Here is a 13,157-nt window from a genome sequence, read left to right as displayed (position 1 = left end):
CGAAGGGAACGTGATGTGTGCTTCACTCCATCGAGGGATCGAACAAGCATGCGACCCTCGACTAGGGTGGGACCGAGACGAGGGTGGCGTTACAGCCGCTCTACCAGGCCTCGGTACCCTCTCACCGGTGACTCAGGCCGCGCCCTTACCCACGAGGGCCCCATCTGAAATTCAGCGAGGAGCGAACCGCGTGACCGCCGAGACGTCCGTGCCGTCCACAGCGCTGCTGGCAGGAGCAGACCGGGACGGTTCCAACTACACCGCGCGGCACCTGCTCGTCCTCGAGGGGCTCGAGGCCGTGCGGAAGCGCCCCGGTATGTACATCGGATCCACCGACAGCCGTGGTCTGATGCACTGCCTCTGGGAGATCATCGACAACTCCGTCGACGAGGCCCTCGGGGAGTACTGCGACCACATCGAGGTGATCCTCCACGACGACGGCTCGGTCGAGGTCCGGGACAACGGCCGGGGCATCCCGGTCGACGTCGAGCCCAAGACCGGCCTCTCCGGGGTCGAGGTCGTGATGACCAAGCTGCACGCCGGCGGCAAGTTCGGAGGCGGCTCGTACGCCGCCTCCGGCGGTCTGCACGGTGTCGGCGCCTCCGTCGTCAACGCCCTCTCCGCGCGGCTCGACGTGGAGGTGGACCGCGGCGGGCACACCCACGCGATCAGCTTCCGGCGCGGTGTCCCCGGCGTCTTCTCCGCGGTGGGCCCGGACGCGAAGTTCGAGCCCGGCAGCGGGCTGCGCAAGACGAAGAAGATCCCCAAGACCCGCAGCGGCACACGCGTGCGCTACTGGGCCGACCGCCAGATCTTCCTCAAGGACGCCAAGCTCGCCCTGGAGACGCTGCACCAGCGCGCCCGCCAGACCGCGTTCCTGGTGCCCGGCCTGACCATCGTGGTCCGCGACGAGTACGGACTCGGCGAGGGCGGCAGCAAGGGCGAGGAATCCTTCCGCTTCGACGGCGGCATCAGCGAGTTCTGCGAGTTCCTCGCCTCCGACCGGCCCGTCTGCGACACCCTCCGCTTCACCGGGCAGGGCACCTTCAAGGAGACCGTCCCCGTCCTCGACGAGCGCGGCCAGATGACGCCCACCGAGGTCACGCGCGAGCTCGGCGTCGACGTCGCGATGCGCTGGGGAACCGGCTACGACACCACGCTCAGGTCCTTCGTCAACATCATCGCCACCCCCAAGGGCGGCACCCACGTCGCCGGCTTCGAGCAGGCCGTCGCCAGGACGATGAACGAGGTGCTGCGCGCGAAGAAGATGCTGCGCGTGGCCGAGGACGACATCGTCAAGGACGACGCCCTCGAAGGCCTCACCGCGGTGGTCACGGTCCGCCTGGCCGAGCCGCAGTTCGAGGGCCAGACCAAGGAGGTCCTCGGCACCTCGGCGGCCCGCCGCATCGTGAACACCGTGATCGCGAGGGAACTCAAGGCGTTCCTGACCTCCACCAGGCGCGACGCCGCCCAGCAGGCCCGCGTCGTCATGGAGAAGGCCGTCGCCGCCGCCCGGACCCGTATCGCGGCCCGCCAGCACAAGGACGCGCAGCGCCGCAAGACGGCGCTGGAGTCCTCGTCGCTGCCCGCCAAGCTCGCCGACTGCCGCAGCGACGACGTCGACCGCAGCGAACTGTTCATCGTCGAGGGGGACTCCGCGCTCGGCACCGCGAAGCTCGCCCGCAACTCGGAGTTCCAGGCGCTGCTGCCGATCCGCGGCAAGATCCTCAACGTCCAGAAGTCCTCCGTGACGGACATGCTGAAGAACGCCGAGTGCGGGGCGATCATCCAGGTCATAGGAGCAGGCTCGGGCCGGACCTTCGACATCGACGCCGCCCGCTACGGCAAGATCATCATGATGACCGACGCCGATGTCGACGGTTCCCACATCCGCACGCTGCTCCTGACCCTCTTCCACCGCTACATGCGGCCCATGGTCGAGGCCGGCCGGGTCTTCGCCGCGGTGCCGCCGCTGCACCGCATCGAGCTGATCCAGCCCAAGAAGGGCCAGGACAAGTACGTCTACACGTACTCGGACCGGGAACTGCGCGACACGCTCATGGAGTTCCAGAGCAAGAACATCCGCTACAAGGACTCCATCCAGCGCTACAAGGGCCTCGGCGAGATGGACGCCGACCAGCTGGCCGAGACCACCATGGACCCGCGCCACCGCACCCTGCGCCGGATCAACCTCACCGACCTGGAGGCGGCCGAGCAGGTCTTCGACCTCCTCATGGGCAACGACGTGGCGCCGCGCAAGGAGTTCATCTCCAGCTCCGCGGCGACGCTGGACCGCTCCCGCATCGACGCGTAGCGGCTCCCCCGGGCACGTGCACGGTCCAGTCACCTGATGGGGTGAAACAGAACGGGAAGAAGAGTCGGGGATCTTCCCGTTCTGTCCATCCTTGGGCATGCAGCCAAGCAACTCGGGGGACGTCGCCTACGACGATCCCTGGTACGACGCCCTGGCCTCGGGCTGGGGCGAGTCGGCCGGCGCGGGGGTCCCGCCGGCGCGACGTGAGCGGGACACCACCGCGGCGGCCGCCGACGTCTACCTCGAAGTACAGCGCAGTGCCGCCTTCCAGGAGGTGCGCCGCCGGTACCGGCGCTTCGTGGTCCCGGCGGTGTTCGTCTTCTTCACCTGGTACGTGGCGTACGTGGTGACCGCCACGACCTCGCCCGACCTGCTGGCCCGGCCCGTCGCGGGCGCGGTGAACGTCGGACTGCTGGCGGGACTCGGCCAGTTCCTCAGCACCTTCCTGCTCACCTGGGCCTACGTGCGGCACGCGCGGCTGCGCAGGGACCGCGCCGCGCTGGAACTGCGCTGGGGCGCCCAGGAGCTGGCGCGGGGCCGGGGCGGTCCGTCATGACGGTCGACCACCGGACGACGGCGCTGCTGCTCTTCGCCCTGTTCGTCGCGGTCACCCTGGGCATCACGACCTGGGTGAGCCGCCACCGGCAGGGCTCGGCCGAGGAGTTCTACGCGGGCGGACGGCTGTTCTCCCCCATGGAGAACGGTTTCGCCCTCGCGGGCGACTACATGTCGGCGGCCTCCTTCCTCGGCATCTCCGGGCTCATCTGCCTCGTCGGTTACGACGGCATGCTCTACTCGGTGGGCTTCCTCGTGGCGTGGCTGGTGGTGCTGTTCCTGGTCGCGGAACTGGTCCGCAACTGCGGCCGGTTCACCCTCGCCGACGTGGTCGCGGCCCGCATGCGCGAACGGCCGGTGCGGATCGCGGCGGGCACCTCCTCGGTCACCGTGTCCGTGCTGTACCTGGTGGCGCAGATGGTCGGCGCGGGCAGTCTGGTCGCGCTGCTGCTCGGCGGCACCGGCGGGGCCGCGCAGGCGTGGACGGTGGTCGGCGTCGGCGTCCTCATGGTGATCTACGTGTCGCTGGGAGGCATGCGGGCCACCACCTGGATCCAGATCGTCAAGGCGGTCCTGCTGCTCGTCGGCACCGTCGCGCTGACCGTCCTGGTCCTGCTGCGGTTCCACGGCGACCTCAACCTCCTGCTGCACACGGCGGCCGAACGCAGCGGCCACGGCGACGCGTTCCTCGCACCCGGGCTCGCCTACGGCGCCGACTGGACGGCGCGGTTCGACTTCATCAGCCTGGGCCTGGCCCTGGTGCTCGGCACGGCCGGGCTGCCGCACATCCTGTCCCGCTTCTACACGGTGCCCACGGCACGGGCGGCGCGGCGTTCGGTGGTGTGGGCGATCGGACTGATCGGCGGCTTCTACCTGATGACGATCGTGCTCGGCTTCGGCGCCGCCGCCCTCATCGGACCGGACGCCGTCCGCGCCTCCCACGCGTCCGGGAACACGGCGGTGCCCCTGCTCGCACTCGACCTGGGCGGCGGCGCCGGCACCACCGGCGGCACGGTCCTGTTCGCGGTCGTCGCCGCGATCGCCTTCGCCACCATCCTCGCCGTGGTCGCCGGCATCACCCTCGCCTCGTCCGCGTCCGTCGCCCACGACCTCTACGCCTCCCTGCGGCGCCGGGGCGGGAAGCCGCGCAGCGAGGTCGCGGTGGCCCGGGTCGCCGCGGCCGGCATCGGGCTGCTCGCCATCGCCCTCGGACTCCTGGCCCGCGACCTCAACGTGGCCTTCCTCGTGGGCCTGGCCTTCGCGGTGGCCGCCTCGGCCAATCTGCCGGTGCTGCTCTACTCGCTGTTCTGGCGCGGTTTCACCACCCGCGGTGCCGTGTGGTCCGTGTACGGAGGTCTGGTCCCGGCCGTGGTGCTGGTGCTGCTGTCGCCCGTGGTGTCCGGCAGCCCCGACTCCCTGTTCCCCGGCGTCGACTTCCAGCTCTTCCCGCTGCAGAACCCGGGCCTGGTCTCCATCCCGCTGGGCTTCCTCGCGGGCTGGCTCGGCACCGTCACCTCGGCCGAGGTTCCCGACGAGGCCCGGCACGCCGAGACCGAGGTGCGTGCGCTCACCGGCGCGGGGGCGGTGTAGGCGGCGCCGGAGACGAAAGGGCGCCGGCATCCGTAGGGAAGGGGGGCACGGTTCCTTCCCCCGCCCCCACGGGCCGTGCCCTCAGGCGCGGGTCGCCCACACGTAACGGTGTTCCGGGCGGCCCGCGTCCCCGTACTTCAGCGTCAGCGTGGCCCGTCCGGTGCGCTCCAGGAGCTTCAGGTAGCGCTGGGCGGTCTGCCGGCTCACCCCCGTGCGTTCGGCGATCTCCTGGGCCGACAGCGGCCCGTCGGCGTCGATCAGGGACTGCCGCACCAGTTCCGCGGTGGTGGGGGAGTGCCCCTTCGGCAACTGGGGCTCGGACGACACCGACAGCGTGCCGAAGATGCGGTCCACCTCGGCCTGCTCGGCCTCACCGCCGCCGTCGAGCGTACGGCGCAGGTCCGCGTACGCCTCCAGCCTGGTGCGCAGCCCGGCGAAGGCGAACGGCTTGACCAGGTACTGCAGGGCACCCTGGCGCATCGCCGCCTGCACGGTGGCCACGTCACGGGCCGCCGTCACCATGATCACGTCGGTCTGGTGGCCGCGTCGCCGCATCTCCCGGACCACCTGGAGTCCCGTCTCGTCGGGCAGGTAGTGGTCCATCAGGACGAGATCCGGCCGGGGCAGCGCCTCCAGCCGGGCGAGGGCCTCGGCCGCGCTGTGCGCCTGCGCGGCGACCCGGAAGCCGGGCACCCGCTCGACGTAGGCGGCGTTGACCCGAGCGACCCGGACGTCGTCGTCCACCACCAGGACCTCGATCATCACGCCTCCTCCCCGGTGGCCTCGCGGGCCCCCGTGAGCGCGGGTTCCGCGCCCGGCTCGGTCAGGGCCTCGGGCAGGACGACGGTGAACTCCGCGCCGCCTCCGCTCGCCTCCCCGACGCGCGCGCTGCCGCCCTGCCGTTCGGCGAGCGTGCGCACGAGTGACAGCCCGATGCCCCGTTCGCGGTGGGCCGGCGGCTCCTTCGTGGACCAGCCCTCCGTGAAGACCAGCTCCCGCTGCTCCGGCGGGACGCCGGGCCCGGTGTCGCGCACCACGAGCACCGCCGTGCGTCCCTCCGCGCGCAGTTCGACCTCGACGCGCGCCCGCGGTGTCCCGGCGACGGCGTCCAGGGCGTTGTCTACCAGGTTGCCGACGACCGTGACCAGGCCCCGGGGGTCGATCAGCCGGTCCGGCAGCCGGGTCCCGTCCGTGATCCACAGGGCCACCTGGCGCTCGGCCGCGACCGTCGCCTTGCCCACCAGGAGCGCCGCGAGGAGCGGGTCGCGAATCTTCTCGGTCACCTGTTCGGAGGTGGCCCGGTGGTCGCCGACGACCTCCCCGACGAACTCCACCGCGTCGTCGTACATTTCCAGCTCCAGCAGTCCCAGCAGGGTGTGCATGCGGTTGGCGTGCTCGTGGTCCTGGGCGCGCAGCGCGTCGATCAGACCGCGCGTGGAGTCCAGCTCCCGGCCGAGCCGGTCCAGCTCCGTGCGGTCGCGCAGCGTGGCCACGGCCCCGCCGTCGTCGGTCGGCATCCGGTTGGCGACCAGCACCCGCCGGCCGCGGACGGTGAGCAGATCGGTGCCGGCCACCCGTCCGGCCAGCACGTCGGCGGTGCGTCCCGTCCCGAGTGCCTCGTCGGGGGAGCGGCCGACGGCCTCCTCACCGACCCCCAGCAGACGCTGCGCCTCGTCGTTCAGCAGCCGGACGCGGCCGTCGGCGTCCAGGGCGACGACACCCTCCCGGATGCCGTGCAGCATGGCCTCGCGCTCCGCCAGCAGCGCCGCGATGTCGGAGAAGGCCAGGTCACGGGTCTGCCGCTGGACCCGGCGGGAGATCAGCCAGGCCGCGAGCGCGCCCACGGCCAGGGCGCCGCCCGCGTAGGCGAACAGGCCCGGGATGGCGTGGATCAGCCGGGCCCGCACGCTGTCGTAGGCGATGCCGACGGAGACCGCGCCGACGATCTCGCCGTCGCCGTCGCGCAACGGCACCTTGCCCCGCGCGGAGCGCCCCAGGGTGCCGTCGTCGATCTCCATCACGTCGTGTCCGGCCAGCGCCTCGCCCGGGTCGGTCGACACCAGGCCGCCGATCCGCTGCGGATCGGTGTGCGACCAGCGCACCCCCCGCACGTCCAGCACCACGACGTACTCGGCGCCGGTCGCCTCGCGGATCCGTTCCGCCTCCTGCTGCACCGGCCCGTCCGGCGACGGCTCGGTCTCCCGCACGCCGGCCGCGATCTGCGGCTGCTGGGCGGTGGTCTGCGCGATCGCGAGCGCCCGGCGCATCGCCTGGTCGTCCAGCTGGTCGCCGAGGGGCGCCAGGAACAGCCCGGTGGCGAGCACCGCGACACCCGCGGCGATCGCCAGCTGCATCAGCAGCACCTGCGAGAACGCCCGCCGCGGCAGACCGAGGCGCAGACGGCGTCCGGGGGGAGTGGTACTCATGCCCCCGACCGTACGCGGGTGGCCGCGGGGTGCCGCCGGGGTGTGGCGGGGATCTCCCGGACCTTCCGGTGCCGTCAGCCCGCCGGGGCCGCCGCGGTCACCTCGCGGACGTCCGCGACGTCCATCCGCGCGGGCGAGCCGAGCGCGGAGCCGCAGCTCTCCGGCCGCGGCGGCAGGGACGCGCCCTGCGCGACCTCGACCCGCCAGCGACGCCCGTCCGCGTGCGCGACGGTCACGGCCCAGCGGGGCGCGGCGCCCTCCGTCGTCACGACGCTCAGGGCCCCGGCGGCGTACTCGCCCACCGCGCGCCGGACGGCCAGCTCGGCCGCCTGCCCCGGCCGCTCCCACGCGGAGAGGCCCCGGCACCCGTCCACGACGATCCGGCCCTCCTGGGCGCCGTGCAGCACCTCCTTGACGGCGTGTGCCTCGGCCCTGCCGTACGCGTAGCCGTACGGCAGCACGAGCACGGTGGGGGAGAAGCGGTGACCGCCCAGATGGGTGACCTCCCAGACGCCGTCGACCCCGGAGGCGGCGAGCTCGGCCGCGAGCGGCCGTCCGAGCAGGGCGCAGCAGCGGTCGCGCTTGCCGTTGGTGCACACCAGGGCGAGCGGGTCACCCTCGTGGACCGCTCCGTCGAGCACCGCGTCGAAGCTCCCGGGCTCGCCCCGGCCCAGTGCGGCGAAGTCGAGACCGAGCAGCCGGCCGGGGTCGGTGACGGTGGCGGTGTGCAGCCACACCTTTCCCGGCACCGTGTGGGCCACGTACACCCGGCGCAGGGCGGGGACCCCGCTGTCCGCGTGCCGTCCGGCCCGGCGTACCAGCGCGATCCGCACCCCGGTGCCCTTCGCGGCGGCCCGCAGGGCCCTGCCCAGCGCGGGATCGAGATGACTCGACGTGAGCGCCTCGGCACCCCAGGGCCCGGGCTGCTCCAGCAGCAGCCAGGTCCTCGCGGTCGCCGCGGTCCCCGCGACCGGCTCGTCGAGCTTGCGGGAGACGCTCGAGCACGTGCTACTCACAGAGGTGAGCCTAACCTGACTTGCTCGGCGGTGCCCGGTGGTGCCGTCCGTGTCCGCTGACGGAGGCCGGTGTCCGGCGGGCGCGGACGCGTGCGGCGGACTTCCGCACCACCGGGCCCTGTGCGTGGTGCAGCCGCGACGGGGCCCTGAGTGGAGCGGCTTTCACACTTCGGGGATGTCCGCCCTGGCACGCAGCAGGGTCTCCCGGCTGATGATGACGATCCGCTCGTCCTCCGCGCGGGCAGCGTCCGCGGGCAGTTCGCTGTCAAGGACGGCGGTGGCCTCCGTGCCGATGACGGCGAAGTCCCCGTCGCTCAGCTCGAAGATGTCGGGGCAGGTCTGGCCGCTGGCACTGCCGCGCTCCCGGGGGGAGGCCCCGATTCGACGCACGATCTTCAAGTCCGTTCCTATCCGTTCCTGGGTGGATTCAGGGACGGGCGACGCGTGCGTCTGACGCCGTGTCAGCTGGTGGCCTGAACTTGCGTCCAGCGAAGCTCATGAGCGGGCCCGCTGTGCTCATGAAAAGGCCGCTGACCGCTGGTTAGGGAGGCAGCCCCACGCGATGAAGTCGCCACCCGTGACGGCATGTTCCTCCCGCGGGCGCACGGGGAAGGCTACAGGTTTCGGACGCTTCGCGTCTCACCTGCGCGGCGGTGGAGACGGGTGATCACTCGTCCGGCGTCTCCCCGGCGTCACTGCGGAGTCTCCCCGACCACCCACCACTCCTCCAGGTCGTCCGAGTCCTCGAGAAGCGCGCTCATCTCGTCGACGAGGGTGCTCATCATGGCTCCCAGCGCGGCCTCCTCGGAGGAGGCGGGCAGGCTGTCCCGGTGGTGCCGCGTGGCGGCCCAGTACTCGCGGAAGATCGCGTTGCGGGACATCACCCGCACATGACCGTAGAGCTCGGCGAGCGACAACGCCCCGATCCGGTGGAAGTACATCGCGTTGACGTACAGGGCGTTGGCGAAGAGGTACTGGCGCTGCCTCTCCGGGGGCACGTCCGTCTCGTAGGTGTCCAGTACGGCGGCCAGCGCCGGGTCGACCATGGCCCTGCACAGGAGGTCGAAGTGCAGCCGGTGCTGTTCGGCGAGCGCCGCTCGTCTGCGCTGCCTCAGACTCCGCTTCGCCAGGGTGCTCGCGAGGTGTGACCAGGCGGCGGAGCCGCGCTCCCGGAAGCCAAAGTTCTGTGTGGCCATGTCAAATACCCCCGATCGGGCCGCCGTCCGCCGGTCGTCGGGATGCGGGTCGACTGGAGGGAACCGGCGAGCGGTGGGCGGCGCTTGCCGCCTTCCAGGGTGCCGAGCGGCTCTGATCGGCGGGAAGGCGGAGAAGAGGCGCACGGGAGGAATCGAGGGTCGCACGAACCGGCGCCTTGCCCGACATCTGCCCCGCCCGCGCTGCTAACAATCGTTCACTTCGGAGCCGTTCGGAGGGCGCATATCCTGGTGCGTCAGTCGGTTCCCGGGTACACGCGCGGACGTGAGCCGGGGTGCGCCCAGAGGTGAGAGGGGTCGTGTGGTGGTGCGGAGCGGTGGGCGGCAGATTCCGGTCGTGGTGCTGGCCGGGTTCCTCGGCTCGGGGAAGACCACCCTGCTCAACCACCTCCTGCACCGCAGCGGCGGAAGCCGCATCGGCGCCGTCGTCAACGACTTCGGAGCGATCGAGATCGACGCCATGGCCGTGGCCGGCGCGCTCGGCGACTCGACGGTGTCGCTGGGCAACGGCTGCCTGTGCTGCGCGGTGGACAGCAGTGAGCTGGACGTCTACCTCGAGCGGCTCGCCCGGCCCGAGGCACGCATCGACGTCGTCGTCATCGAGGCCAGCGGGCTCGCCGAACCGCAGGAGCTCGTGCGCATGGTGCTGGCGAGCGAGCATCCGGGGATCGTCTACGGAGGGCTCGTCGAGGTGGTGGACGCCGCCGAGTTCGACGACACCCGGGCCCGGCACCCCGAGATCGACCGGCACCTCGCCCTCGCCGACCTGGTGGTGGTCAACAAGGTCGACCGCGCCCCGGACGCCGGGAGGGTGCTGGGGCTCGTCCGGTCGCTGGTCGACCGCGCGGCCGTGGTGCCCGCCACGCACGGCCGCGTCGACCCCGAGTTCCTCTTCGACTGCCGGCCGGCCGAGGAGCGCGTCGGGCAGCTGTCCTTCGACGACCTGCACCACGGCGAACACGACGACCGCGACGACCACGGCGAGCACGGCGAGCACGACGACCGCGACGAGCACGCCGGGCACCTGCACGCCGGGTACGACAGCGTTTCCTTCGCGTCCGGGCGCCCGCTGGACCCGCGGCGGCTGGTCCGCTTCCTGGACAGCCGGCCCGAGGGGCTGTACCGGATCAAGGGGTACGTCGACTTCGGGCCGTACGACGCCGGCAACCGGTACGCCGTGCACGCCGTGGGGCGGTTCCTGCGGTTCTACCCCGAGCCCTGGCCGGCCGGGGCGGAGCGGCTGACACAGCTCGTGCTCATCGGCACCGACCTCGACACCGCCGCCCTCGGCGCGGAGCTGGAGGCCTGCGTGAGCGACGGCGCCCCACACGCCGACGAGCAGGGCATGTGGGGCGTCCTGCGCTACGTCCAGGGGGCCGCGGAGGACCCGGCCGCCTAGGCGGGGCGCCTGGGCGGGGTGCCTGGACTGGGTGCCCGGACGGGCCGTGGACGGGCCGTCTAGACGGGGCCCGCCACCACCGACACCGTCTTCGCCAGGGACACGCCCGAACCGTCACGGCGCGGGTCGGGCTCCGGGAGGTCCACCGCGGTGCCGTTCTTCTGCGCGGCACGAGCCGGTGCCGGGCCCGCCCAGGCCAGGGACAGGCAGTCCTCGCCCTTCAGGAACCGCTGGCAGCGGACGCCGCCGGTGGCCCGCCCCTTGCGGGGGTACTGGTCGAACGGCGTGAGCTTGGCCGTCGTCTGGACGGAGTCGTCCAGCGTGCCGCGGGAACCCGCGACCGTGAACACCACCGCGTCCGCCGCCGGATCGACCGCCGTGAAGCTGATGACCTTCGCACCCGCGGTGAGCTTGATGCCCGCCATGCCGCCCGCGGGGCGTCCCTGCGGGCGGACCTGCGCCGCCTGGTAGCGCAGTAGTTGCGCGTCGTCGCTGATGAAGACCAGGTCCTCGTCGCCGGTGCGCAGCTCGACCGCGCCGACGATCCGGTCGCCCTCCTTCAGCGTGATGACCTCCAACTCCTCCTTGTTGGCCGGGTAGTCGGGCACCACACGCTTGACGACACCCTGTTCCGTACCGAGCGCCAGGCCCGGGGAGGACTCGTCGAGCGTGGTCAGGCACACCACCTGCTCGTCGTCCTCCAGGGACACGAACTCGGCCAGCGGGGCCCCGCCCGACAGGTTCGGCGTCGGCATCGTCTCGGGGAGCTGCGGCAGGTCCACGACGTTCAGCCGGAGCAGACGGCCGGAAGAGGTGACGACGCCGATCTCACCGCGGGCCGTCGCGGGCACGGCCGAGAGGATCACGTCGTGCTTGACGCGCTTGGCGCTGTCGGCGAGCGGCTCGTCGTTCGCCGTGCGGGCGAGCAGGCCCGTGGACGACAGCAGGACGCGGCAGGGGTCGTCCGCGACCTGGAGCGGTACGGCGGCGGCCGGGGCGCCGGCCGACTCCAGCAGGAGCGTACGCCGGTCATTGCCGAACTTCTTGGACACCGACGCCAGTTCGGCGGAGACCAGCTTGCGCAGTTCGGCGTCCGAGTCCAGGATCCGGGTCAGTTCTTCGATCTCCGCGTTCAGCCGGTCCTTCTCGGCCTCCAGCTCGATCCGGTCGTACCTGGTGAGCCGGCGCAGCGGCGTGTCCAGGATGTACTGGGTCTGGATGTCACTGAGGGAGAAGCGCTCGATCAGGCGCTGCTTGGCCTCTGCAGAGTTGTCGCTGGACCGGATGAGGCGGATGACCTCGTCGATGTCCACCAGCGCCGTGAGCAGGCCCTCGACCAGGTGCAGACGGTCACGGCGCTTGCCGCGGCGGAACTCCGAACGCCGGCGGACGACGTTGAACCGGTGGTCGAGATAGACCTCCAGGAGTTCCTTGAGACCGAGGGTGAGCGGCTGGCCGTCCACCAGCGCCACGTTGTTGATGCCGAAGGACTCCTCCATCGGCGTCAGTTTGTACAGCTGCTCCAGCACCGCCTCCGGCACGAAGCCGTTCTTGATCTCGATGACCAGGCGCAGCCCGTGCTCGCGGTCGGTGAGGTCCTTGACGTCGGCGATGCCCTGGAGCTTCTTCGAGCCGACCAGGTCCTTGATCTTGGCGATCACCTTCTCCGGACCGACCGCGAACGGCAGCTCGGTGACGACCAGGCCCTTGCGCCGGGCCGTCACGTCCTCGACCGTGACCGTCGCACGGATCTTGAACGTGCCGCGGCCCGTCTCGTAGGCGTCGCGGATGCCGGAGAGGCCGACGATCCGGCCACCGGTGGGCAGGTCGGGGCCCGGGACGTGCTTCATCAGCGCGTCGAGGTCGGCGCCCGGGTGCCTGATCAGGTGCCGCGCCGCCGCGACGACCTCGCGCAGGTTGTGCGGCGGCATGTTGGTGGCCATCCCGACCGCGATCCCCGACGCGCCGTTGACCAGCAGGTTCGGGAACGCGGCGGGCAGCGCCACCGGCTCCTGCTCCTGGCCGTCGTAGTTGGGGGCGAAGTCGACCGTGTCCTCGTCGATGGACTCGGTCATCAGACTGGTGGCCTCGGCCATCCGGCACTCGGTGTACCGCATCGCCGCGGGCGGGTCGTCGTTGCCCAGCGAGCCGAAGTTGCCGTGGCCGTCGACCAGCGGGACGCGCATCGAGAACGACTGGGCCATGCGCACCAGGGCGTCGTAGATCGACGCGTCGCCGTGCGGGTGCAGCTTGCCCATGACCTCGCCGACGACGCGGGCGCACTTCACGTAGCCGCGCTCGGGCCGCAGGCCCATCTCGTTCATCTGGTAGACGATGCGGCGGTGCACCGGCTTCAGGCCGTCCCGCGCGTCCGGCAGGGCGCGCGAGTAGATGACCGAGTAGGCGTACTCGAGGAAGGAGCCCTGCATCTCGTCGACGACGTCGATGTCGAGGATCTTCTCCTCGTACGAGTCGTCGGGCGGCGGGGTCTTTGTGCTGCGGCGGGCCATCGCTGCCGGCTCCTTGCTGAGCGTGGGACGGGATCTGACGCGGACCATTGTGGACCGTCGCACTGACAGGCGGGACCAGGACCCGGGTCCGGCCGGTCGGTTCGGCGGGATGCGGCGGCGCGAGCAGAGTACG

General features: G+C 71.8%; 10 protein-coding genes. 4 read left to right on the top strand and 6 right to left on the bottom strand.

The window, feature by feature from the left end:
* Positions 1 to 190: 190 nt before the first annotated feature.
* From IE118_RS13430 to IE118_RS13420, 3 genes are all read left to right on the top strand, one after another.
* Entirely contained in the window at positions 191 to 2,314 is a 2,124-nt protein-coding gene (locus IE118_RS13430; RefSeq protein WP_189558041.1) for a DNA gyrase/topoisomerase IV subunit B, read from the top strand.
* A 97-nt stretch (positions 2,315 to 2,411) separates the two neighbouring features.
* On the top strand, positions 2,412 to 2,870 hold the full coding sequence (locus IE118_RS13425) for a DUF485 domain-containing protein (protein ID WP_189558040.1): 459 nt from the start codon (positions 2,412 to 2,414) through the stop codon (positions 2,868 to 2,870).
* The gene (locus IE118_RS13420) at positions 2,867 to 4,459 is read left to right on the top strand and encodes a monocarboxylic acid transporter (RefSeq protein WP_189558039.1); all 1,593 of its coding nucleotides are present in this window, start codon (positions 2,867 to 2,869) and stop codon (positions 4,457 to 4,459) included. The genes IE118_RS13425 and IE118_RS13420 overlap by 4 nt, the downstream gene beginning before the upstream one ends.
* Before the next feature lie 81 nt (positions 4,460 to 4,540).
* On the opposite strand, the gene IE118_RS13415 is transcribed toward IE118_RS13420, so the two are convergent.
* From IE118_RS13415 to IE118_RS13395, 5 genes are all read right to left on the bottom strand, one after another.
* Positions 4,541 to 5,221, bottom strand: a complete 681-nt coding sequence (locus IE118_RS13415) for a response regulator (protein WP_189558038.1) — start codon at positions 5,219 to 5,221, stop codon at positions 4,541 to 4,543.
* A complete protein-coding gene (locus tag IE118_RS13410; protein WP_189558036.1) occupies positions 5,221 to 6,885 on the bottom strand; it encodes a sensor histidine kinase in 1,665 nt (554 codons plus the stop codon). The genes IE118_RS13415 and IE118_RS13410 overlap by 1 nt, the downstream gene beginning before the upstream one ends.
* Positions 6,886 to 6,959: 74 nt before the next feature.
* Positions 6,960 to 7,901, bottom strand: a complete 942-nt coding sequence (locus tag IE118_RS13405; protein WP_189558035.1) for a ferredoxin family protein — start codon at positions 7,899 to 7,901, stop codon at positions 6,960 to 6,962.
* Between the two features lie 162 nt (positions 7,902 to 8,063).
* Positions 8,064 to 8,300 carry a hypothetical protein gene (locus IE118_RS13400; RefSeq protein ID WP_189558034.1) on the bottom strand — a complete coding sequence of 79 codons (237 nt, stop codon included), beginning with the start codon at positions 8,298 to 8,300 and terminating at the stop codon, positions 8,064 to 8,066.
* A gap of 293 nt (positions 8,301 to 8,593) precedes the next feature.
* Positions 8,594 to 9,097, bottom strand: a complete 504-nt coding sequence (locus tag IE118_RS13395) for a DUF6082 family protein (RefSeq protein WP_189558033.1) — start codon at positions 9,095 to 9,097, stop codon at positions 8,594 to 8,596.
* Positions 9,098 to 9,416: 319 nt separating this feature from the next.
* Here IE118_RS13395 and IE118_RS13390 point away from each other — a divergent pair, with 319 nt between their 5' ends.
* Positions 9,417 to 10,514 (top strand): CobW family GTP-binding protein, encoded by a 1,098-nt coding sequence (locus IE118_RS13390; protein WP_373303184.1) that lies wholly within the window; start codon positions 9,417 to 9,419, stop codon positions 10,512 to 10,514.
* 59 nt (positions 10,515 to 10,573) lie between these two features.
* Here the strand turns inward: IE118_RS13390 and IE118_RS13385 are convergent, their stop codons facing one another.
* Positions 10,574 to 13,024 carry a DNA gyrase/topoisomerase IV subunit A gene (locus tag IE118_RS13385; protein ID WP_189558032.1) on the bottom strand — a complete coding sequence of 817 codons (2,451 nt, stop codon included), beginning with the start codon at positions 13,022 to 13,024 and terminating at the stop codon, positions 10,574 to 10,576.
* Positions 13,025 to 13,157: the final 133 nt, after the last annotated feature.

It is taken from the genome of Streptomyces pilosus, assembly GCF_014649835.1.
GTDB classification, from domain to species: Bacteria; Actinomycetota; Actinomycetes; order Streptomycetales; family Streptomycetaceae; genus Streptomyces; species Streptomyces pilosus.
This window is presented reverse-complemented; position numbering and strand designations above follow the sequence as displayed.